Here is a 23,741-nt window from a genome sequence, read left to right on the forward strand (position 1 = left end):
CTAAATCCAGCAGAAACTGTCTGTATTTTTATTTCAATGTAGCTGTATAAAATCTATGCTTATCCTAGTTCCGAAGACCAAACGGAATCTACCCTCGAAAGTAACAAAGGATTTTTGGCAATCAAATCCTCATAAAACAAGGCTTGACAGGTCCAATAATATGGAGAAACATAGATGGCCAACAAGCCAAAGGTCAATAAAATACCAATAAACCAACCAATAAATGACAAGTCAAGCATAAAACGACGCCACTTGTTACCCTTCATCAATTGCCAGCTTTGCTTGAACAATTTGAATGGGGAAGAATAGGTGTGATTTTCCAGATGATCGTAGAGCAGAAAATGAACCTGACAGAGACCATAATCTATGAATAGGCTACAAATCACGCCAATCAATACCAATATTACACCTATTTGAAAATAGGAAGAGCCAAAAAAACCAGAAAAATCAGGCTGATAGCCAACCGGAGCCCCAACAATGAAAACTGTACTGAAAAATGAAATACTAAGTAAAGCCATCCCAATGACAGCTGGGAAACCAGCTATATAAATAACGAGCATTTTCAAAAAGGTCGTGACCAGAATAGGTAAAAAATTCTTCCCATCCAGTAGACTAAAACACTCTGAAAAGCTGACCTTGTCTCGCTGCTTTCTTACGACTCTTATGAGTTGAAAACACGCCGTCACAATCAAACATTGTGCAATAAAATCAAATATGATTGACGGGTCAAGCGATATATAATTGTGACTCCATGTTACCCCATCTTTTACAATGGTACTTCCCCAAAAGACGATACCCGTTCGTCCCCAGATTTGTTTCAAGCCATAGTTAAGCATGCCTGACAGAAATGAAATCAAGACGGGAGCCATAAATAAGGCTAACATTCCCTCTGTATTCTCCCGAATAAGAGTAGCCCTTGCACGAATATCACTATTAGTCATAAGAAAATTCCTTTCTCTTTTGTTACATATATTATACTACTTTATTTAAAAATGCACCACAAATATATAAAATTGTACAAAAAATCCCTTCAAATAAAGAAGGGAAATCTATTATTTTGCTTCCGAATGACGATAGCCATAGAATAGATAAATCAAACTTCCTACGATGAGTGCCACTCCAAAGGCTAGCCAAGTATCAAAGCTGTATTGAAACATAAAGGACAGACAGATAATGATGGAAAGGATTGGCAAAACCGGTACAAATGGCGTTTTAAATTGTCCTGCTTTTGGCAAGCCCTCAACCTGACGCAGACGAATAATACCCAACGCCAGCATAATCAAATAAGCTAAGGTACAGATATTGAGGAAGGAAGCAATACTTGCTAGTGGGAAAATACCTGCACAAATGGCTGCAAAAATCCCCACAAGAATGGTCGCATTTTTAGGAACCTTGCTTGTTTGTGTCAATCGGCTCAATGATTTCGGTAGCAAACCATCACGACTGATGGAATAGACCATTCTCGACAAGGCGTAGGTCATGGAAATACATACTGTAATCAATGTTAGGATTGCTACAATAGAAATATAACTCGCTGCCCAATCCAATCCAACTTCTCGAAGTGCAAAGGCTACCGCATCTGCCACATTCAACTTAGTATAGTGAACCATACCAGTCAATACTAATGTCACTACAATATAAAGAATTGTTACAATGGATAAAGACAACACGATTCCCTTTGGTACATTCTTCTCAGGTTTTTTCACCTCATCAATTGCTAATGAAATAGACTCAAATCCCAGGAAGGCAAAGAACATGAGAGACGCTCCCGCCATAATTCCTGCCTGTCCACCATAAATGGCACCAAAACCAAAAGGAGAGAAGTTCGACCAGTTTTCTGGTTTGATAAAGAATAACCCTACTAAAATAAATAAAGCCAACGCTGAAAATTTCAAAACTACCAAGGCTGAATTGAAACGAAGAGCTGCCTTAGAATTAAGCAAGACCACTCCTACCACAAAAATCAAGACGAGAACTGGTAAGAGGTCTACATAGGTACCTGCAGCGGGGTTAAAAGTTCCATTCAGAGCTGTCGGCATAGCGATACCAAAATTAGCCAGGAGTCCTTTCAAATAAGCTCCCCAACCAGATGCAACACTCGATACAGCAGTCAAGAATTCCATGATTGTCAGCCAGCCAGCAATCCAGGCAGGAAATTCACCAAAAACCGAATAGAGATAACCATAGGCACCACCGTTAGTCGGTATACGCGAGGCAAATTCTGCGTAAAACAAGGCTGTTAGTCCAACTGAAATTGCTGCAATAACAATTGAGATGATCAGAGCTGGCCCTGCATACTGGGCTGCTGCCAAACCAGTTACCGTAAAGATACCTGTTCCAACCATCGAACCGATACCTAAAAATATCAAATCAACTAAGCCTAAATGCCGACGCATTTGACTATGGCGAGCCACTGCTTGTTTTTTTCTAAATAAACTCACAAAATACTCCTTCAGAATAAGAATATGGATACTCGACAGAACAATCTACGGATTCCTGTCAAAGAACCACAACGCCCCATTATACCATAAGTTGAAATATCTCGCATGGGTGACGACAAGCAAAAGAGCAAGGCTTTTCTACCTCACTCTTTCTTCTTATTATTCTGGATTAACCTTAAAGTTTTTAAGATAATTTTTCTTATCTAACTGACCGCTAAAGTGATCTCCTACTTTGATAAATGGTAATCGATCTGTACTATCTTCCGTTGCTTTGACTTTATAAATCTTGCCCTCAGACTCAATATAGTAGATTGTCGCACCGCCAATTATTTGACTCGCTAAAGCTTCTACTTTTCCACTGATAACCTCAGTCTGTTCACCAACTTCTCCATTTTCAGTCACCGTCAATCCTGAAAGGCTAGAAGCATCCGTTCCTGTGACTTGAGAAATAAGGGACGCCACGTCATTGTTGACTGTCACTTGCTGGTAATCTTCCGCATCGACCAATGCATAGGATTTGACCAAGCCGGCATCATCTTTCAAGGATACTAAATAGTAGGCTGTATCTGCCAACTTAACCAGGCTTGGAGCAGTGGCTTTATAGCCTTTTTCCTGCACTTCACCTTCTGCGGACTCTTGCGCTGCTGTTTCAGTCGCCGAAGCCAATTTGTAGTTGGTAATTTCACGAGTTCTCATATTGACAAGAATGAATCCAAGGTTGGATGAATCAGCAGTTGCTGAGGTGATACCTGTGTAGAGATAAATATCTGAGCCGATAGAAATATAATTATAGCTGTCTGTTGTATTTTTCACACCAGTTTGACTGAAAATAGTATTCCAGAAACCATTTTGATAAGTATAGTGGTCATCTACACGGCTGATAACATTGTTTGCCGAATAAACACGGTCTACCCACTCTGGAATATCTTCCAGACCATACTTCTTACTTTCGCCTGTTACTGCATCCAATACAATAGCACCAATCGGATCATTTGATGAAAGTCCAAATTTTGGCTCGTAAATCGTTGCAATATAGTAAGGATTGCCCTCGTCATCCACTTCAAAGGACGGTTTTCCAAAAATGGTTGTTGGGTATTGCAGACGGAGATGACGCATGGTATCATTGAGCAAATACTCGGAATCGGAGTAGTGCATGGCTTTGCTCAACTTGGCAAGTTCTGCCTTCCCTGTTGTCTGATTAACCTTCACGTAGTAACCAATCCCATCTTGATGGTTGCTCAGCCATTTCCAAAAATTCTTATATTCCAAAGGCGATACACGGAACGGTTGCTGACCGATAGTAATCTGGCGATAATCATCCGAAATGCCAAACTGGGAGACCTTGTCAATGGTACCTAGATAAGTATCACCGATTTTTTCGGCTGAGGCACGATCTAGGAGGGCCAATTTGGATATGTCTGTTTCAGGAAAATCTGCTTTAAAATCCGCATCCTTGACGCTTATGACAGCAGCGTAATCCTTAGCACGAAATACATGTGAGTTGATAAGCCCCAGCCCCAGCAAACCCAGGACAACCAATACCCAAATTCGTCCCAACCATTTTAAGTAAGCTGATAGTTGCGAGGTTTTAATCTGATAGGTATCTACTTGTCTCTGGCGACCGGAAATCTTAGTCACCTTTTGAAAAGCACCTTTGGAGCTGAACATGGAAAGTATGAGCCAAACCAATCCGACAGATTGAAGGAAAAATATCCAGAAGTCCACACTCAAAATATTTAAAGCAGGCAACTGGTACCAGTAGTAGACTAGCATTTCTAGAATGAGAGCCAGCCAAGCAAAGCCAATCAATTTTCTTTTCATAACAACCTCCGAAACCAAAGATTTATTTGCTACTATTGTACCATACTTTTAGTACTGTAACACAAAAAATGAAAAAATTTTTTCAAGGTCCCTTGTTCGCCTGCAAGTTTGATTTTTGGTATAATGTAAAACAGTAACAGACTAGAAAAGGAAAATTATGAAACTCATTTCTTGGAACATTGATTCTCTTAACGCTGCATTGACTGCAGAGTCTCCTCGCGCCCTATTATCACGCGCAGTCATCGATACACTTGTGACAGAAGACGCTGATATTATCGCCATTCAGGAAACAAAATTGTCAGATAAGGGACCGACTAAAAAGCATCTAGAAATTTTGGAAAGCTACTTCCCTGGATATGCCAATACCTGGCGTTCATCTGTAGAACCAGCTCGCAAAGGCTATGCTGGTACACTCTTCCTCTACAAAAACCATCTAACTCCAACCATTACCTTCCCTGAGATTGGTGCTCCAACAACCATGGATTCTGAGGGACGCATCATCACGCTTGAGTTTGACGATTTCTATGTTACCCAGGTTTATACGCCAAACGCTGGCGATGGCTTGAAGCGATTGGCCGACCGCCAAATTTGGGACGTTCAGTATGCCGAATACCTATCACAGCTTGACAGCCAAAAACCAGTCCTAGCCACAGGTGACTACAACGTTGCTCACAAGGAAATCGACCTTGCTAATCCCGCAAGTAACCGTCAATCTCCAGGATTTACAGATGAAGAACGTCAAGGTTTTACAAATCTTCTAGCAAAAGGTTTTACAGATACCTTCCGCCACTTGCACGGTGATGTTCTCAACGCCTATACCTGGTGGGCACAACGTAGCCGCACCAGTAAAATCAACAACACAGGCTGGAGAATTGATTACTGGCTTGTCAGCGACCGCATCGCTGATAAGGTAACCAAGTCAGACATGATTGATTCTGGTGCCCGCCAAGACCATACACCGATTGTTATGGAAATTGAGCTATAAATAATACAGTTCTCCAAACAAAAAGACTTAGAACAGCCATCAGAAACGGTTATCTAAGTCTTTTTCCTTTTATTCCTGTTACACTCTACCTATCGTACTTTAGTAACTCGACATACTCTCACAAGCTTGCCCAACTTGTAGGCAAGATAGACAAACAAGAACCAGCCAAAAAGGGTCAGATAGGCGATGAAACTTACACCTTTCTTGCGATAGGATTCCAGCACTGCTTGACTAGACTGTCTTTTTTCTTCTGAAGCTGATACTGCCTGCTCGCTACTATCATGATGGCGATAGGCATTGACCAAAAGACGATAATCAAAGGGGGGAACCAGTGGATCACAGGTCAACAGGGTCAGGACATCTTGTTTTTCAATCGGAAGCAATTTTTGCCAATCAGTTGCCTTGATGATTTCTGTATTTTTGACCCGATAGGTGACTACTTTTTCACCAATTTCAACAAAAATATCATCGCCCTCACGCATTTCATTTAATCGGAAAAAGCGCAAATCACTATACCAACTTCTGTGACCAGCCAGCACACTACGACGATCCAGACCTCCGAAAGGCAAGTCCGTTCCTGACACCACCGCTACCCCCTGATCAAGATGGGAATCACTGGCTCCCACCCGAATAGGCTGGCGAATTTCAAGACTAGGAATGCTCAAATAGCCGATAATCCTATCTCCAAAATCGGATACGGACTGCTCATCTTTCCTAGTCTCAGCAAAGGGATCAACTGTTGCCAGTTGACCACTCCGCACCGCTTCTTGATAGTGTTCAATGACCTCTTCCTCTTTCTTTGAAAAGCCTGACTCCGACTTTTTATAACTCTGGTAAGCAAAAAAATCCCGCACCTCATGAACTGTCATATTGCTGAACAATAATAAGGGCAACAATAATCCCACTATCATCAATAGATAGCCAACAATTTTCAACCTCATGACCGTCTCACTCAGTTGCTCTTTGGATGCTCAACATTCAATTCTAGAAATCAGCTTTTGTCGCATCCAATCCTCCAGTCTTCAAACCATCCAAGTCTTCCTGGCTTAGTCCTGTCAGTTCCTTTATCAGCTCATCCGTGAAATTCTTCACCAACATCTGACGAGCAATCTTGAGCTGACCTTCTGCCCGTCCTTCTAACCGGCCTTCTTCCTGACCACGTCTTCTTCCTAGTATGAACGATGTTTCCAATTCACCAAAATGATTGGCGGCACTATAGGCTAGTTGATCAATCATTTTCGCTCACCTTTCAAACCATCCAAGTCTTCCTGGCTTAGTCCTGTCAGTCTCGCTATCATTTCATCAGCGAAACCTTCTACTAACATCTGCCGAGCAATCTTGAGTTGACCTTCTAATCTGCCTTCTAACCGTCCTTCTAACCGACCCTCTTCCTGACCACGCTTTCTACCTAGTATGAAAGAAGTCTCCAATTCACCAAAATGATTGGCGGCACTATAGGCTAGTTGATCAATCATTTTCGCTCACCTTTCAAACCATCCAAGTCTTCCTGGCTTAGTCCTGTCAGTCTCGCTATCATTTCATCAGCGAAACCTTCTACTAACATCTGCCGAGCAACCTTGAGCTGACCTTCTAATCTGCCTTCTGCCCGGCCTTCTAACCGACCTTCTAACCGGCCTTCTTCCTGACCACGCTTTCTTCCTAGTATGAACGATGTTTCCAATTCACCAAAATGATTGGCGGCACTATAGGCTAGTTGATCAATCATTTATGTTCACCTTTCAAACCATCCAAGTCTTCCTGACTTAGTCCTGTCAGTTCCTTTATCAGCTCATCCGCAAAATGCTTTGCTAACATCTGCCGAGCAATCTTGAGCTGACCTTCTAACCGGCCTTCTTCCTGACCACGTCTTCTTCCTAGTATGAACGATGTTTCCAATTCACCAAAATGATTGGCCGCACTGTAGGCTAGTTGATCAATCATTTATGTTCACCTTTCAAACCATCCAAATCTTCCTGGCTTAGTCCTGTCAGTTCCTTTATCAGCTCATCCGTGAAATTCTTCACCAACATTTGCCGAGCAATCTTGAGCTGACCTTCTAATCGGCCTTCTGCCCGTCCTTCTAATCGACCTTCTGCCCGTCCTTCTAACCGACCTTCTGCCCGTCCTTCTAACCGGCCTTCTTCCTGACCACGCTTTCTACCTAGTATGAAAGAAGTCTCCAATTCACCAAAATGATTGGCGGCACTATAGGCTAGTTGATCAATCATCTTCCTTTCCTCCTCTGTCCATGTATTTCTATCCAGCAGGTGTTCGGCCCTGCTGATAGCGTCTGTTTGTTGCTGGCTAAATTCACGATTGGCAAAAAATTCCATCCACAAGCGTTGGTTCTTAGCCAATTTTCCCTCACTCAGCTTGTTCAATTCAATAATAACCATTTCAAATGGTTTCTTCATCTCCCCTTGCTCTCCAAACGGAATTTCCAACACCTGTCCATTTTCCTCAGCCGTCAAGACAAAGGAATGAATGGGGTGCTTGTCATCAAAATACTGAGTGGCGACCAAGGCTATGGAATAAACAGGCGAAATCTTATCATACATGTCATGGGTTCGTTTGACCTTGTCCCGAACATTGGGCAAATCCTTGACCAAGTGCTGACAAGAGTATGTCCAGAGACGTTTGATAAAGCTGTGTTGATGGACCACCTGAATTTCAATGATAACCTGAGTCCCGTCGTCCAATCTCGCTAAAACATCCACCGTGGTGCTAAAATAACCCTCCCGTTCTTTCTTCAAATCGGCAAGGGTGCCATTTAAAATCTGGACGGACTTGGGACGAAAGCCCAGAAAGGTATCGATGAAATCAATGGTAATTTCATGGTCACTGAAAATTTTCTTAGCTGCGATGTCAGCCATAGGGCTGATGCTATGTCGAAATTTTGTCAATTGTGTTCCTCCGATAAATAGAATTTAAGAATAATCTCTATCTATTAATTCGAAGTTCCTAGTAATATTATAGCACTTGAGAGAATTTTTTTCCAGAAACACTTAATGTTTTCAAGAAAAAATACACCTGCTGATACTTGATTCCAGCAGGTGTATTCTGTCAACAATATGACCAAAGGTAGACTAAGTCTTTTCCCCTTTCTTGTATGTGACCAAGCGGTAGCCTAGCAAGAAGAGAATAATGCCTAGCGATAAAACCGCTATGACCACCGCATTTCCGGTATATGGGATTTCAATACCGGGAGGTGTGACGGGTTTGTTCTTTATGCGGATGACATCCGAAACATGCGAATCCAGACTAATCTCAAAGGGAATGGTATCCTGACTGAGAAGATAGCCCTTGGGAGCCTTGATTTCCTGGAGATAGTAACTACCATAGGGAAGCGGTCCTACTTTGAGGTGACCTCCATTTTCCGAGGTCAGATGATAGGGTTTGCCGTCAATCATCACTTGCCTCAGTTGACCGTCCACCTCTTCCAAGACTTGGAAAACCGCTCCTGCCAAGGGGGCTGTACTGGTAGAAACCTTGAGAAAATTCCTATAACCCACTTTTTCCCCCGGTAGTCCAACCTTAGCCTGTATGGTCTGTAGGCGTCCGTCTACCTGGAGGACAAGGGGAATGACCTCAATGGTAGTTGCTGACCCCTGCTGTCGAATGTAGTACCAGCCCTTTTTCAGACCAGAAAAACCTACAAATCCTTGAGGAGTCATGGGGTCAGAAAGCTGGGCTTGTCCATACAGCTGACTTAGCTCCGCTCGACTCAGGGCATAGAGTTTCTCTGCCAGTTGCTCGGGAGTCTCTCGATTCCCCTCCGGCAGATACCAGGCTTCAAGACTCAAATCTAGCTTGCCCGCATCCACATGCTCTGGCAAGGAAATGCCGACCTGAATAGAATAGGTATCCTCTGCTTGAACCAAAAGAGAGGGCAGAGACAACGAACAGACCAGTGCAATTATGCAACAGACTAGCTGTTTAATAATCCTCATCAGACCCTCCTTTTCTACTCTATCCTAGGCTTCTTCTGCCTGACGTTTTTTCATAGCGATGAATGCAAATACCATTGTACTCAAACCTACAACTGTGAAGACAAGGGTACCAATGCCACCAGTTTGTGGAATGGTAATCTTTTTGTTTTTCACTTGTTGGAAGTTAGTAGTATTTACCTCTTCACCTGAACCCCAGCTACCTCTATTCACTGTAAATTGAATCTTATCACTTGGTAAAGCGTAGCCTTCTGGAGCCTTGGTTTCTTTCAAGTAGTAGGTTCCAGCTTTCAAACCTTTAACTTCGAATTTACCTTCTGTAGATGAAATGAACTTGAAAGCTTGAGACTCATCTGCTACCCACTTCCACTGCATATTCAACGCTTCATAGGCTGTATCACGAAGTGCTTTTTTCTCCTCTGCTTGACCATTAGCTGCTTTCACTGCCGCAAGGTAATCTTGTTCTGCTTGGTTATATTTACGCAATGCTTCAGTTTGTTCTGTTGCTGATTTCAAAGCCAAATATTGATTTTGACCATTCATCACGACAAACTCTGCACCTGTAAGTTTTTCAGAAGCGTCCAGTCCTTCTACATTGTCTGTCTTGATGAAGCGTTTTCCATGAGTGATGACTTGTGGTTTTTCCGGCACTAGCGGTGGTGGGTTATCTGATGGATTATTGGTCACAGTTACAACTCCATTACCATTAACTGTATAAGATGGTAAGAAACCTGAAACTGGTTGTTCAATAACAATATATTGTACGCCTGCTTTCAAATCAGTAGAATATTCAGCACTGTTTTGATTCGCTGGAAGAGTGACAGTCCCGACTTTCTTTCCTGTCTCTTGTTCGTAGATATCGAACTTAACTTCTGGATGTGGACCAACTGCATTTCCCCAAGTTTTATTTACAACAATTTTGTTTCCATTTGGGTCTGGTGTAACTGGTTTTGGTTTTTCATCAGTAAATGTCCGAGGACGGTTACCATAATGGAAAGTTACTTGGTTAGGGATTAATGTTTCGACTTGAGCAGAATCATTAAGCATACCTTTATAAGTAACAGTGATAGTAATATCACGTTGCTTAGCAGCCTCTTCAATAGCTCTCAATCCTTCTTCGTTAGCCTTTAATACAAAGCCGCGTTTATCTTGTTCAACTTGTGAGAAGTGAGTATCTTTCGAAATTGAAACAAGTTCAGTAGAAGAGATAGTTATTGAGTTAACTACAAAGTCCAATCCCTCAAGCATGGTATCTTCCCAAACAAGAGTTTTATAAGAAGAACCTTTTGGAATCGTAGTAGAAATCTTATACTCAATCTCTTCGCCAATCGCAACGTTTTTGTTTTCCGTACTGCCATCTTTAAATGTCTTTGTTACAGTAGGTTTATTCTCTGTATTTTTGGGATAGATATGAAGTTTATGATCTCTACTAGTATCAAAGTAGCCTTGACCATCTGGACGAGTGATTGGCAGTTCGATTCTGAATGGTACAGCTTGAGCTTCCGTCAACTCTTTACCTGCATCGGCCCCGTTAGTTTTATTGTAATAAGGAGAATTAACCTTATCTTCTACAAAAATATACACTCCATTATCAAGCTGGAACTCTGCTCCAGATTCGCTAGTAGTTTTACTTCCGTACTCACCCTCTAACGGTACATACTTGTCATTATCACCTGAAATCCCAAGCGATTCACCCGTAACAGCCTGAGCATTTTCTTGTGTTATTTTCTTATAAACCTTAAATGTTACCCCTGAAATCTCTGTCGCAGATTGTCCAAAGTAACCAGCAAACTGATCTTTAGGTAATTCACTTCCGTTTCTTGTTTTCTCGTCATCCGTTTTTAATGCAAATGTATCAAAATCATTTTTACTCATCAAGACCTTATGCACCACAACCTTAGTTTGATGCGGCTGCGCATCATTCGCATGTACTAAATGTCGAAGATTTCCCAATGGACCGAACATCGTCAGAAGAACGGTCAAGAGGGAGAATAATTTTGTTAACTTCTTCATTATTTTCTCCTTTTCTTTTTTAATCTTTCAGTTTGCTTTTATTACTAGCACCAACTATCTGGGAGATAGTTGGTGGGTGGAAATCGAACGAACGCAGTTCGTGTCAAAATCTGCAGACTGGGAGTGGGAAAGAACTCGACCAAGATAAAAAGAGTTCGTCTTCCCACCCCCGCACAGTTGATTAGGCTAGATTTGGAGTGTAAAACACGAACAAATCTGCCAATCAACCACTGCGCTGAGATGTTGACACTAACTTTGAGAAGCGGTGCTAGACTTTTTGCCCAGCCTCGTCAAAACCAGTTAACCAAGTAATAAAAGATAAAATGATATGTAGCTTATTTACGTATATGTTTCCAACGTTTTTCTTTTCCTAGCTCGACGGCAAGAGCCAGTAACATCATCACCCCCCCTAATGCAATATAAGGAATAATTCCTAGACCACCCGTTTTCGGATATTCTCCTTTGCGGAGGTTTTTCACGATAATCAGGTGAGGATCCGTATTGTCTAGACTAACGAGGTCACCTCCATCTTGGATAGTGATGGCTCCAGCTGCGCCTATATCAATATGGATTTCTTTTTCAATCTTTTGATAGCCCTCTGGTGCTACCGTCTCTTTCAAAATGTACGATTTCCCTACTGGCAAATTGTCAAAGAGAACTTCATCTCCTGTTGTCGTTGTTCTCTTAACAACTGCTGTCGCTTGTGCATTCCCTCTTTCTTTCAATTCAAATGTCGCTTCTAGACGCTGAGCTGAATCACGATACGAGCGTTTTGCCAACTTGAACTGAGAGGTTGTTCGGGTATTTTTCATAGTAAAGACGACAAGACGATTCGTGTCTGCAGGAGCCAACGAGACGGTGGCATCTGGATTATGAAGATAGATAGAACCATCGTGGTTAATCTGGAAGCGGTATTCATTCCGATTGAGGAGATAACCGGATGGAGCCTGATCTTCTTTTAGGATATAATAGCCAGGCTCAAGATTAGTCTGGTAGATACCCGCACTTGTCAGACCCTGAGCTAAGGCTGTGTCTCCTTTTGTCCAGTTAACATCTGTCTTGTAGATAGAGAAGCGAGCATTATCGAGGAGGGTCGCCTCATTTGTACTATCCACTTTTTTGATTTGGAAGTTAAAAGTACGAATGTTTTTAGCAACCATGACAAGCGTATCCCCCTGCCCTGTCTCAACGGATACAAAAGCCTGATCTGCATCAAGGAGCGTCAAGCGTCCGTCCTCCCCAATCTGAAGGCGCGTATCTCTGATTTTTGTGTAGCCTGACGGAGCTTGTATCTCTCTAAGGACGTATTCTCCAGGTGGAATATTTGGAAAATTAATCGTATTATTATCTACATGAGAATAGCTATTACCCACAAGGTCTGTCATACGACCGTTGATGAGCACTTGCACCATATTGCTACCATCTGCGTTTGGACCTTCAGATGGATAGAGAGCAAATCGAGCACCAGATACTCCGTTAGTTGGATTATCATAGTCGCGCTTCTTAATCTTCAAGAGATAGGTCTTCACCTTGTTTTTCACCGTGATTTGAATGACTTTGTCATCCGAAAGTGGCGCGACAGCAATAAGGTCGTTGCCATTCTCTACAGTTGTTGTGCCATCCGCAGCAATGATCAATTTGTACTTGGTTCCATTTGTCTGGAAGCCTGCTGGGGACTGGGTTTCTTGTAGATAGTAGGTACCCGGTGTCAAGGCTGGAGTTTCTATCTCTCCAGTAGCGCCTGTCACCAAGTCACTTCCAACCTGCGTGCGTCCATCCCCACCAAAGAGTTTGAAGGTTGCATTTGCAAGTCTGCGAGTCTCATTCCTGCTATCAACCTTGATAATCTTCAGTTTCGGTTTGAAGATGTTGGTCAATTTGAGGTTGAGCCTGTTATCTTTGGTATTAATCTCCGCATTGGTTGGAGCACCGTCTGCCAAGCGAACTTGACCATCTTCTCCAACGATAATATCAAACGGTTGAAGCAATTCGTAACCAGCTGGTGCAGCTAACTCACTAATCGTATACGTTCCCTGAGGAAGTTTAAAGACAGCGTTGCCAACGTCATTGGATTGGGTCCACCAGGTCAAGGATTTGTTTGCGGTATCAATCGTTGCACGATACCGTTGTCTATGCAAATCATCATCGCTAAATAGCGGAGCTGGTCCATTATTTTTTGCCTTGATTTGCAGCTGAACTCCTGCCAAATTGATCGTCGGATCTAGATTGCTAACCTTTTCGATACTGAAATCTGTAAACGGTCTGTTCTTGATGGTTAGTTGGATAAGATGACTGTCATCTGCTGATTGAATAGCGATTAAGTCACTTGGTCCTGACTGGATAGTCAGCTGCCCTGCTTGGTCAATAGTCAAATGAATCGGCGCTATCGAATTGTAATTGGCAGGAGCCTCTGTCTCTTTCAGAACATAGCGATTCGGGCTCAGGTTTGGAAACGTCAAGCTAAATCCGTCCTGACTGGTATTTCCACGTTCGATAACATTCGTACCCGTTGCATCATAGAGTTCGAAGCGAGCGTCGAGACCTGTCGCCGCATTATTGACATCGCGTTTGAGTATCTTGAGATGATAGGTCAGAGGTTCATTTTTTACGATGAACTTCAGCACATTGGCTGTGTTGGTATCAATCCTAACCTTATCATTTGTTCCAACGAGGGTGAAGCGGCTCACTGTCTTCATCTGCCTTCCGCTATGGGGTTGCTGTAGTGTCTGCAAGTCTAGTAAGACTGGACCAGCTAAAGCACGATAACCAGTTGGCGGTGCGACTTCGACAAGGGCATAGCGTCCCAGTACCTTGGCTTCTAAGGTCTGACGAACTTGCCCATTTGTCAATGTAAAGGTTTGGACGAGATTACTTTCTTGAATGGCTGCTGCAGCGTTCGCAGTTGTCGTCGCATCATCCACCTTATAGAGTTTGAAGGTCACAGACTGGTTAATCCGAGCGTTATTCATATCCTGCTTCTCGATTTGAATCTCAGGATGTTGAATATTCCCGATTGGGAATGTCTGCCCACCTTGAAGACTTACGGACACCGCTTCTTGGGCTGAGATACGTAGCTCACGAACCCCATACCATCTCTGCTCTACTCGGTCTTCATTTCTCACACGAATGTAGCGAGCCACTATGTCCGTGTTCAGATTGACCAATCCAGACTCTGTATAAGTAGACAGTGGGAAATAGGTGCGTCCATCTATTGAGTACTCAAGTGTGAAGCGGTTGAATCTATCATACGCATTGCGCTGAGTGCCTTGCAAGTAGTGAATGTGACGAACACGTTTGACGCCTTGTAGGTCAACCCCTAGATAGGCTCCAGCAGGAATATTATCTCCTTGACCATTGAAATTCTGATAGGTCACAGAAGTTGTTTCACTTCCATCAATTGCGTCTCTATCTTGTCCTGACTGGATATTGGATAAGTCAGGGGACTTGATGAGAGTTGCACCTGTGACACGTTCGCTCGGAGCTGCGTTCGCTACTTTATAGAGAGAAACTCCTGAGCGACTCACGGATACCTTATAGGTAATCGGCTCGACCATATAGCCTGCTGGTGGTGTTGTTTCGACTAGGGTATAAGAACCGTAGGTCAGGTTAGTAAACACGAAGTCTTCTGTAGCAGCATGTGTCTGAACGGCTGATACTGCGGTTGCGTCATTGTCCTTGGTCAATGTAAAGGTCATCTCACCTGTGATAAGACTCGGCAAGTCTTCCAATCCCTTGATGCGTTTGGAAATGCGCAGGGTTTTCTTACTGTCGTTTTTCACCGTCAGTTGAAGCGTATTGCCACTTGATGCACCAACTTGTAGAAGCTCCGTATCTCCTGACAGGATTCGTAATTGACCTGCCTGCGTGATTTCAAGTCGAACTGGATCTACTTGAATATAACCTGATGGCGGTGTTACTTCTTTGAGGACATAAGTGCCAGGGAGCAACTGGCTAAAGGTATGTGAATGGTCACTTTCGTTGGTCTGACCTTCAGTAATCTTACTTATCCCATCTGCATTATACAGTCCAAATGTCGCTATCAATCCTTGTTGAGCATTCTGGGCATCCCGTTTCAAAATCTTGAGGTCATAGGTTTCTCTCTCATTTTTAACGGTGATTGGGATAATCTTATCCGCACCCTGATTTTGGCTAGTTCCAACCTCAATCTTACCATCAGCATTAGTAATCTGAGCCGAACCATTGTCAGCAATGACAATTCGGTATTTCAGACTATTGGCCTGATAATCTGTCGGTGGCTGGCTTTCTTGTAGATAGTAGGTACCTGGTTCCAAGCCTGGTAGCGTGATTTCACCATTGCTTTCCGTCGTCACTTCCTGACCTATCTGCGTGTTCTCGTCTGGTCCAAATAGCTTGAAGCGTGCACCTACTAGCTTGCGGTTGGCATCACGGCTGTCGACTTTGGTAATCTTTATCTTAGGCTTGAAGACGTTGGTGAGTTTGATATGAACACGATTGTCTTTTTCCCCTGCTTCAACTTGTGCATTGTTTGTCGGGATAACCACCTGCCCATCTTCCGTCATGGTAATGTCGAACGGTTCCATTCGTTCATAGCCTGCCGGAGCTTCCAATTCCGTTACCGTATAGGTACCTGCTGGCAGACTAAAGACCGCATTTCCTTTTGCACTTGTCCACCAACGAAGAGCACGGTTTTCTCTATCAATTTCAGCATTGTAATATCTCCGATGCCAATCCTCGTCACTGAAAATTGGCGAAAGAGCACCATCCTTAGCCTTAATTTCCAACTTAACATTCATCAAAGTGGATGTTGGGGTAAGTTTGCTTACTTTCTCAATACTGAAGGCTGTGTATGGTTTATTTTTCACCATCAGCTCTATGGTATTTTGCTGATTAGCAGCCGCAATTGTTACAAGTTCTTCACTAGCCGCATCAATACTTGCCTCACCCCTTTCACCAATCGTTACTTGAATATCATTATGTAAATAATATCCTCTAGGTGCTTCAGTCTCACGCAAACGATAGATACCAGGGCTGAGATTGGTGAAAAGATAACTGTTATTTTCTTGATTAGTTTGTCCCTCACCAACTTTTCGGTTCTGACTATCATATAGCTCAAAACGAGCAAGCAATCCTGTTGTACCATTGAGGGCACGTTTTAAAAGTTTGAGTTGATAGTGTTCGGGATAGTTCTTCACCTTTAATTTGATAATGTTGTCATTGACTGTGTTACTGGTGTCAACAACAAGGTCTGTATCTGTATCATAGACCAGTCTAAATCGTGTAACAGCTTTGTTTCGATTGCCATCATGCGATTGACCTGTTTCAAACAAATCTAGGAGAATCGGATTATTTAATCGTCTATAGCCTGTTGGAGCTTGGTTTTCTACCAAGGCATAGCGACCAAGTTCCTTGGCACGTAATAATTCTGATGAACTCGAACCACTTCTCCATGTGAACTCTTGAACCAGTCCACTGTCTTGAATACGTTCTGAAACGTTTTGATTAGTAGTATCATTGGCTACTTTATAGAGCTTGAAACGAGCAGTCAAGTTTGCACCTGTCATTACTTCATCCTGAGGATTTACTTTGACAATAGCGATAGATGGATTTTGGATGTTCCCGACTAGAATTTTTCCATTCTCTCCTGCTTGATTGTATAAAATAGTTTGGGCATCCGATTGGATTTGAAAATCTTGGACAGCCATCCATTTATTGGAAACAAGCTCTGCATTTCGAATACGAACGTACCGTGCATTGATAGAAACATCTACATTAATCAATCGATCCGTAAAATGAGGGCTAGAGCCATTTGGAATACTTGTATATCTTTCGCCATTTTCTGAATACTCCAAGATAGCCTTTGCCATACGGTCATTTGGATTACCCGCCCGACCTTGCAAGACACGAATATGTGTCACACGTTGGGTACTGCCTAAATCAACACCCACATAACTTCCGACTTGGATATTGCTACGACCGTTGACGTTGGTGTCAAAAATAAGCTCGCTCGTATCACTTCCATCAATCATGTTGGCATCCGTAGTGTTGTTAATATAGCGATTGAAGTGTTCAGATTTAATGACGGATACCTGACTAATGTTCTTATAGTATTTGATTGAACCGTCATTGCTCACTTCCACCTTATAAGTAGCTTTTTCTTTCACATAGCCAGATGGCGGGGTTACCTCTTCTAAGGTATAGGTACCTGGAGCAAGATTTTCAATGACAAAGTCGCTATTACCGCTCTGCGTTTTTTCCACAGCAGTAAAGCTACTATCATTGTCTTTGGTCAGGCGGAAGGTGACATCGCCTGAGATAGCACCCTGAACATTTTCAATCCCCTTGATACGCTTGGTGAAACGTAGAGTAGCTTTCTTATAGTTTTTCACTCGAATTTCCAGTGTAATCGGCTGATTGCCACCTTGATTACTGATAATCAAATTCGGGTTTGTTGTATCGAAAGTTCCATCGTTGTTGACAGTAAATGGAATCGGTTCTGGCAGAATATTGTAACCATTTGGTGCCGCAAATTCCTTGATATAATAGGTTCCAGCAACAAAATTCTGGTTTTGGTTATGGAAGGTATAGGTTCCTCCGCTTGTGAAATTAGCTACTTGCCCACCAATAACTGAGCCATTTGCGTCAGTAATACCGATGCGTGACTGCCTTGTAATGGGCTGATTGGTTACGGCATCAACCTTCACCACTCTAAACTGGAACTTTTTATTATCTGGTCGTCTATTGATGAGGGTTGAACTGTTCTCGGTAAATTCAATCTGACCGTCTGCTGTCACTCGGAATTTGGCAACGGCACTTGTCGGTTTTTCATAGCCTTCAGGTGCCACGGTCTCCCAAACTTCATACTGGCTATTTGGTTGTAGGTTGTTCAACCTAAACTTACCAGCTGTATTGGTTGCGATACCTTGCCTTATGACGTCATAGCCACCCTGTTTCATCTTTCTCAATTCAAAGACAGCATCAGCTAATGGTTGGCGCTCTGTATTAATTTTAGTAAATTCTTGGTTAATGTCTTCATTGACAACATGTATTTTGAAAATACCGTTAGATTCGTACACAGTCCCTGATTGGATATTTTGTGTATCTGTTACTTTTCTAACTTTCAAAATGCTATTTTGTTCATACACTTCGATTTCTATCGGCGTTATTTTTTTATATCCTGATGGTGCTGTAATCTCTTCCAGAATATAACGACCTTTTTGTAAATTAGAAAAAAGGAAACTTTGCGATGACACGCTCTCACCCAAGGTGACACTATATTGGCTCTCATCATCTTTATTTTTTAGCTTAAATACCGCTCCCCTTAATCGTACACTTTCACCTTGATTAAATTTATCAATTTGTAAATTAACTGCTTTCGTGTTTACAATTTCAGGTGGACTACTTGCATTGTAGGCTATACCGTTCACAAGGATATCATTGAGGCCTCTTACAACAATTTCTTTTTCCGTAGAATCAAGTACGTAGCCCGCAGGCGGTGTCACTTCTTTTAATTTATAGGTACCTTTGAAAATTTTATCAATAACAAGCTCACCATTTTGGTTTGAAGTAACACTTTGTATGACTTTTCCATCACGTATGAGTTGGAAAACTGCTCCGCTCAAAGCTATCTTTCGCCCGTTTTCTATAGCAACTTTTTTCAATGTCAAACTCGTTGCAGGCTCAGGATAGGCACCGCCATGAGCCAAGGTATCTGCTTCCCTTCGATAATATTCTAGTGTAGAGCCACTATTTAAATAAATATATCGATTGGCATGTACGGTATTAAAGAAATAATCACTTCTAGGATCTATCATTCGCTTGGTCTTAATTTTTGCCAAAATCGCTTTTCTCGTTAACCCCGTAGAATTATTTCCTTGATAATAAAATTCTATTCTATAATTAGACTGATAGGTCTTTTGAGCCCCTTTGAATTTATCACCAAACCCTCTCGTTTCATTAAACCCTGTCACGTGCACTTCCGCATCTGTTCCATTCAGACGATAAACAAGCGTTCTGCCATCTTTCAAAGAAGTATCAGGCGTCATTTGCCGCATCGTATCATAACGATAACCGCCCCCTGCCGTACCGTCTACAATATAAAGTTCAATATCTTCACGAAAACTTGAAGGAGAGTTCCCATGTAACAATTGGATTGTTTCTGATAAATAATCATGAAATTTACGTCTATCTCCATAAAAACCACTACTACCCCAGATGTCAGCACCTGCAGCGTTATACACAATATCCCAAACTTGTTTTTCTGGGTCTTGTGCGCTTATCCATTTGTTTACGGCGCCGGATAGTTTCATAATGTTTGGATCGCTATAGTTTGCTGTTGTTGTATTTTCCAACCTTTTAGCACAAGACAAATCATTACCCTTATATGAGGTTTCAAAAGTAAGCGTCTTTCTCACAATTTTGGTTCCAAGTGGATTTTTTGGATCAAAAAACTGATCTATCCTTGGATTTACACCATCATAGTAATGAATCCCCTGTTGTATAGGATTACCATTAACATGTGTAACCCCTTTAATTGTATCCCCAATACTGAAGAATCCATTATATTCTCTTTCTGAATACGCATTTTCAGTCAATACAAAACGCAAGCGATTTGGCTCTACATGGTAAACATTGATAATGGTGCGACCATTATGCACAATTTCTTTAAAGACCTTATTGGGGTTAGAAACATTTTTTAAATAAAGTTCGTTAGGAATGACAAGTTCAAAATAATCCCCCGCTTGAGCATAAGGAGGTACTTTGAACTCCATAGATAAGGGAGCTCCAAATCCTTCCCAACCGTCATTTAAACGAAAATAAGCGATTTCTGTATCAAGAATTCTGGTAAGTCCGAAGCTAGCACATGAACCCGCTGGCGGTTTTGCCGGTGCGCCAGGTGCTTTTTGGTTTTTATAAACGTAAATCAGTTCGTCCGTATCTTGTTCTGCAGACACAAGACGATACCCTGTTGGTTCTACTTCGTTAATATCATAGAAAATTTTACGTCCTGCTTTATTGGTCGTAGAATCCCAAGCGTATTTTAAGACGTTAGCTTTTCTTACTTCATTTTGCCCAGCCGGAATGGTTAATGTTTCATTGATATTACCACCTTTTACTGTAAACCCAATTGCTACCGGTGTTGCGTTATTTAACCACTCTTTACGAATGACCAAATCTTTTCTCAGAGCAGCTAATTCTGCTCCAACAAAGGTATGATTTACTTTATGATTCGTAACGTTTGTCAGAGTCTCTACTACAGCTATTCCACCTGGAGGAACATTAGTAGCTGTAACTTTTCCATTTGCTACACTAGTATATGTTTGCTCACTAATTTTTTCATATCCATTTTCCCTCGGAACATAAATGTACACTTTTACATTATGTAAGCTCTGAGAGTTGTCATGCGATATACTAAAATCAAAGTTTTCTGGCGTAGTTCCTTTATTAACATTAGATTGTGTCCATTTTATAACACTTTCTGACTTATAATCACCTGCTACATTTGCTGCATTAGATACATTAACAGTATCTGCACTTACCTTACTAAGTGGTCCACCCCAATCTTCTGCCGGTATACTCAACGTGCCGGTAGTAGTAATATTTTTTGTTTCTCCTCCTGCTATTTCTGTTGTAACTCCATTTTGAGTTAATCTACTCGTTTGTGAAGGTTGAACTTTTGTTGTAGAGTGATAATCTAAAGTATAGTAATCTCTAGGTGCTATAATAGGTGTTTCTATCGTATATGTATATACACCATTTTCTATCGGTAAATTTGAATAGGTAGATTTAAATCTCTCATCTGCTATATTAAAAAAATTTTGAGAAATATTTTGATTATCTTTTGATAATGATAATATTCTAGGCTCCCCTAATCCAGAATCTGTCGTTGTAGAAAAATGATGTTGCATACTTCTAATAAATTGTGAATCAGCTCCACTGATAGTAGTAACATATTCCCATATAATCGAAGTTGCTTGTCCTGTACTGTCTGTTCTTATTTCTTTTTTTCTAAGTTGCCCATTTTGGTTATAATTCGTAGAAATTCCTGGTATAACCAACCGAATCGGGTCAAAAATATCCTTGGTGATTTCCTCTTCTCGTGTAACAGTAGTGGTTGTTCCATTCGGATTATTGATAATGGTCGTTGCTCTATCCGTGGTCGTTTCTGTAACAGCCCTCCTAGTCCGAGCAGAGCGCAACATACTACCAATCCGTCCTTCCAACCCATTCTTTTTAGCATTGGTGACATGGATTATTTTTTCGGCTCCACTTTCTTGCAACTGAATGGCTGTCAGCTGTTTCTCTACTTCGTAACCTTGAGCTGTTGACAATTGACTGATTTGGTACTCACCCAAAGGTAAGTCTTTCCAGTCTAAAATCCCCTGCTCATCAGTGCGGCCGTTATAACTTATTTCTGGATTTTCTATAGACGTAATAGTAAACTCTGCACCTGCAATTGGCTTGCTAGGCTGCAAGACACCTTCTTCATACTCTCGTAATACCAAGCGTAGATTAGCTGTTTGAATGGCTAAAGCTTGTTCTTCTTGTATCACCTCTTCGCCTTCAGGTACTGGATTAGACTGCGTGTTGTCAGAAATCAATTCAGAAGTTTCTGAAATTGGCTGATCGGTCTCAGCAACCGATTTTTCCGAAACTGGTTGTGAGGTATCTAAGGCTACAGAATCAGTCACCATCTCTATACTATTCCTTTTGACCAATTCTTCAAATGTTTTCCAGTCTTCTGTTAAGATAGTCTTATAATCTGATGACAGAACAGCCATAAATTGACCAGTTTGTAGCGGCTTTTTTATCTTAAAGCGTAGCAGAATTTCCTCGTATCTCCGCTCAGGCTTCTCTTCATCTACCTTCCACTCTATATGGCGTTCAGGCTCTGGCTTGATTTTGATGGAGTAATAGCCTAGACCATATACAGGCAAGGAAGATTCTAGAGAATCCTGTGTTGCAACAGTTGGGGCAACTTCCTGTTCAGGAAATTCCTTGGGCACATCTTCTTCACGATAATCTTCGTCCTTGACAAAACCTGATGGAAGTTTTTCCTTTGGAAACCCTTGCTCATCCAGCTGACTTTCCAGCTCCAACTCATTCTGGAGCACCAAGGAAAGCCCCTTGCTGATGTCTACTCCCTCTTCAATCTGGACAATCACATCTAGCCTATCGAGCTGCTTTTGACTGGTATCTAGCTTAATGGCCAGCTTTTGACCATCTTCCTTCAGATGTTCTAGATACTTAGTCCGAATGGTTAGTGGCGTTGTAGCACTAACTGATTCCGAAAAAATTGTTATCGGTAGCCGAATAATATCCAGACATAGAACAAGTAATAAGAAAGAACTAAAAAAGTATCTTACCTTTTTCATAACTTTTCTCCATTTCATTTACTTATATGCATAATTATTATTTATCACATTGTCATTTCAGCTAAATTATACCAAATTTTTCAAAAAATAAAAGTAGTTTACAGCAAAAAAACAAACAAATTCCACTGATATATATATATATATATATATGCAAATACAATTTTTTCAGCAGTTTTGCAGAGATTTCTGAAAAAGTCTTTGAAATTTTCTTGGTTCCAATCATACAAATATATATAGTTTTCATATATATTTATTATGTCTATTTATACTCATTTCATGATTGGTAACTATTGCCTTTTATTTAGACTTTTATAGTCAATAAAAAAATCCCGACCTTATAAGCCGAGATTTTCATATTTTGTGCGATAGCCAATCTGTAAGATTTTTCCATCTTGAATCAAGAGAGGACGTTTAATCAGCATACCATCATTAGCTAATAAGTCTAATGCTTGATCCACCGTCAAACTGTCAAATTTATCCTTCAGACCAAGTTCGCGGTAACTATTTCCTGAAGTATTAAAATACTTTTTCAATTCAAGACCTGTTGCTTCCATCCAAGCTTTTAGCTCTTCAGCACTAGGCGGTGTTGACTTAATGTCAATAGCTTCAAATTCCAAGCCCAAACTATTCAGCTCTGCTTTTGCTGCCCGACAAGTCGAACATTTAGGATATTCATAAAATAAGATCATTTCTTCACCTCAAATCTCGGATTTTCATGTTGCAAGAGCCAGATTTTCTTATCCAGTCCACCTGCATAACCTGTCAACTGTCCTTTCTGATTGAGAACTCGGTGACAAGGAACAATAATAGAATAAGGATTGCGCCCAACCGCTCCACCAACTGCCTGACCAGAACGAAGGCCCAGTTGCTGGGCAAGTTGCCCATAGCTAGTCGTCTGACCATAAGGGATTTCTTTCAATAAAGCCCAGACTTTTTCCTGAAATTCAGTCCCAATAGCTTCAAGAGGCAGGCTAGTAAAATCCACCTCCTCACCTGAAAAATAAGCATCCAGCAAGAGACTGGTCTGGTCTAAAATGGGATGGGGGGCTAAAATAGCTTTCTCATTCAAGCCTCGTTCAAAAAACTTCTGGTCCTCAAACCAGGCTCCGCGCATGCCCCTATCACTAGCAACAAGGGACATAGGCCCAAGTGGACTGTGATAGATTTGTTTATACAGCAT

15 protein-coding genes are annotated in these 23,741 nt (G+C 41.6%); 1 reads left to right on the forward strand and 14 read right to left on the reverse strand.

What is annotated here, in order from left to right:
• Nucleotides 1–59: 59 nt before the first annotated feature.
• From PHA78_RS07025 to PHA78_RS07035, 3 genes are all read right to left on the reverse strand, one after another.
• Nucleotides 60–941, reverse strand: a complete 882-nt coding sequence (locus PHA78_RS07025) for a DUF975 family protein (protein WP_272157886.1) — start codon at nt 939–941, stop codon at nt 60–62.
• Between the two features lie 111 nt (nt 942–1,052).
• Nucleotides 1,053–2,441 carry an amino acid permease gene (locus PHA78_RS07030; protein WP_272157887.1) on the reverse strand — a complete coding sequence of 463 codons (1,389 nt, stop codon included), beginning with the start codon at nt 2,439–2,441 and terminating at the stop codon, nt 1,053–1,055.
• 159 nt (nt 2,442–2,600) lie between these two features.
• Nucleotides 2,601–4,262: a hypothetical protein gene (locus tag PHA78_RS07035; protein WP_272157888.1), complete on the reverse strand. Its 1,662-nt coding sequence runs from the start codon at nt 4,260–4,262 to the stop codon at nt 2,601–2,603.
• Between the two features lie 157 nt (nt 4,263–4,419).
• On the opposite strand from PHA78_RS07035, the gene PHA78_RS07040 reads away from it, so the two are divergent.
• A complete protein-coding gene (locus PHA78_RS07040; RefSeq protein ID WP_105129055.1) occupies nt 4,420–5,247 on the forward strand; it encodes an exodeoxyribonuclease III in 828 nt (275 codons plus the stop codon).
• Between the two features lie 89 nt (nt 5,248–5,336).
• Here the strand turns inward: PHA78_RS07040 and PHA78_RS07045 are convergent, their stop codons facing one another.
• The 11 genes from PHA78_RS07045 to PHA78_RS07095 all read right to left on the reverse strand — a co-directional run bounded on the left by PHA78_RS07045 (nt 5,337) and on the right by PHA78_RS07095 (nt 23,741).
• On the reverse strand, nt 5,337–6,188 hold the full coding sequence (locus tag PHA78_RS07045; protein WP_272157889.1) for a class C sortase: 852 nt from the start codon (nt 6,186–6,188) through the stop codon (nt 5,337–5,339).
• A gap of 43 nt (nt 6,189–6,231) precedes the next feature.
• Nucleotides 6,232–6,483, reverse strand: a complete 252-nt coding sequence (locus PHA78_RS07050; protein ID WP_104930891.1) for a hypothetical protein — start codon at nt 6,481–6,483, stop codon at nt 6,232–6,234.
• Nucleotides 6,480–6,722: a hypothetical protein gene (locus tag PHA78_RS07055; protein WP_272157890.1), complete on the reverse strand. Its 243-nt coding sequence runs from the start codon at nt 6,720–6,722 to the stop codon at nt 6,480–6,482. Before PHA78_RS07055 ends, PHA78_RS07050 begins: the two co-directional genes overlap by 4 nt.
• On the reverse strand, nt 6,719–6,973 hold the full coding sequence (locus tag PHA78_RS07060) for a hypothetical protein (protein ID WP_222357352.1): 255 nt from the start codon (nt 6,971–6,973) through the stop codon (nt 6,719–6,721). The genes PHA78_RS07055 and PHA78_RS07060 overlap by 4 nt, the downstream gene beginning before the upstream one ends.
• A complete protein-coding gene (locus tag PHA78_RS07065; RefSeq protein ID WP_222375320.1) occupies nt 6,970–7,188 on the reverse strand; it encodes a hypothetical protein in 219 nt (72 codons plus the stop codon). Before PHA78_RS07065 ends, PHA78_RS07060 begins: the two co-directional genes overlap by 4 nt.
• The gene (locus PHA78_RS07070) at nt 7,185–8,150 is read right to left on the reverse strand and encodes an Rpn family recombination-promoting nuclease/putative transposase (protein ID WP_272157891.1); all 966 of its coding nucleotides are present in this window, start codon (nt 8,148–8,150) and stop codon (nt 7,185–7,187) included. The genes PHA78_RS07065 and PHA78_RS07070 overlap by 4 nt, the downstream gene beginning before the upstream one ends.
• Before the next feature lie 183 nt (nt 8,151–8,333).
• Complete coding sequence (locus PHA78_RS07075) at nt 8,334–9,197, reverse strand: prealbumin-like fold domain-containing protein (RefSeq protein ID WP_272157892.1); 864 nt, start codon at nt 9,195–9,197, stop codon at nt 8,334–8,336.
• Between the two features lie 24 nt (nt 9,198–9,221).
• On the reverse strand, nt 9,222–11,207 hold the full coding sequence (locus PHA78_RS07080; protein WP_272157893.1) for an isopeptide-forming domain-containing fimbrial protein: 1,986 nt from the start codon (nt 11,205–11,207) through the stop codon (nt 9,222–9,224).
• A gap of 335 nt (nt 11,208–11,542) precedes the next feature.
• Nucleotides 11,543–22,561 (reverse strand): SpaA isopeptide-forming pilin-related protein, encoded by an 11,019-nt coding sequence (locus tag PHA78_RS07085; protein ID WP_272157894.1) that lies wholly within the window; start codon nt 22,559–22,561, stop codon nt 11,543–11,545.
• Between the two features lie 335 nt (nt 22,562–22,896).
• Nucleotides 22,897–23,250 (reverse strand): arsenate reductase family protein, encoded by a 354-nt coding sequence (locus PHA78_RS07090; RefSeq protein ID WP_024379686.1) that lies wholly within the window; start codon nt 23,248–23,250, stop codon nt 22,897–22,899.
• The gene (locus PHA78_RS07095; protein ID WP_272157895.1) at nt 23,247–23,741 is read right to left on the reverse strand and encodes a methylated-DNA--[protein]-cysteine S-methyltransferase; all 495 of its coding nucleotides are present in this window, start codon (nt 23,739–23,741) and stop codon (nt 23,247–23,249) included. The genes PHA78_RS07090 and PHA78_RS07095 overlap by 4 nt, the downstream gene beginning before the upstream one ends.

This window comes from Streptococcus sp. HN38, assembly GCF_028335765.1.
Classification (GTDB): Bacteria; Bacillota; Bacilli; order Lactobacillales; family Streptococcaceae; genus Streptococcus; species Streptococcus suis_P.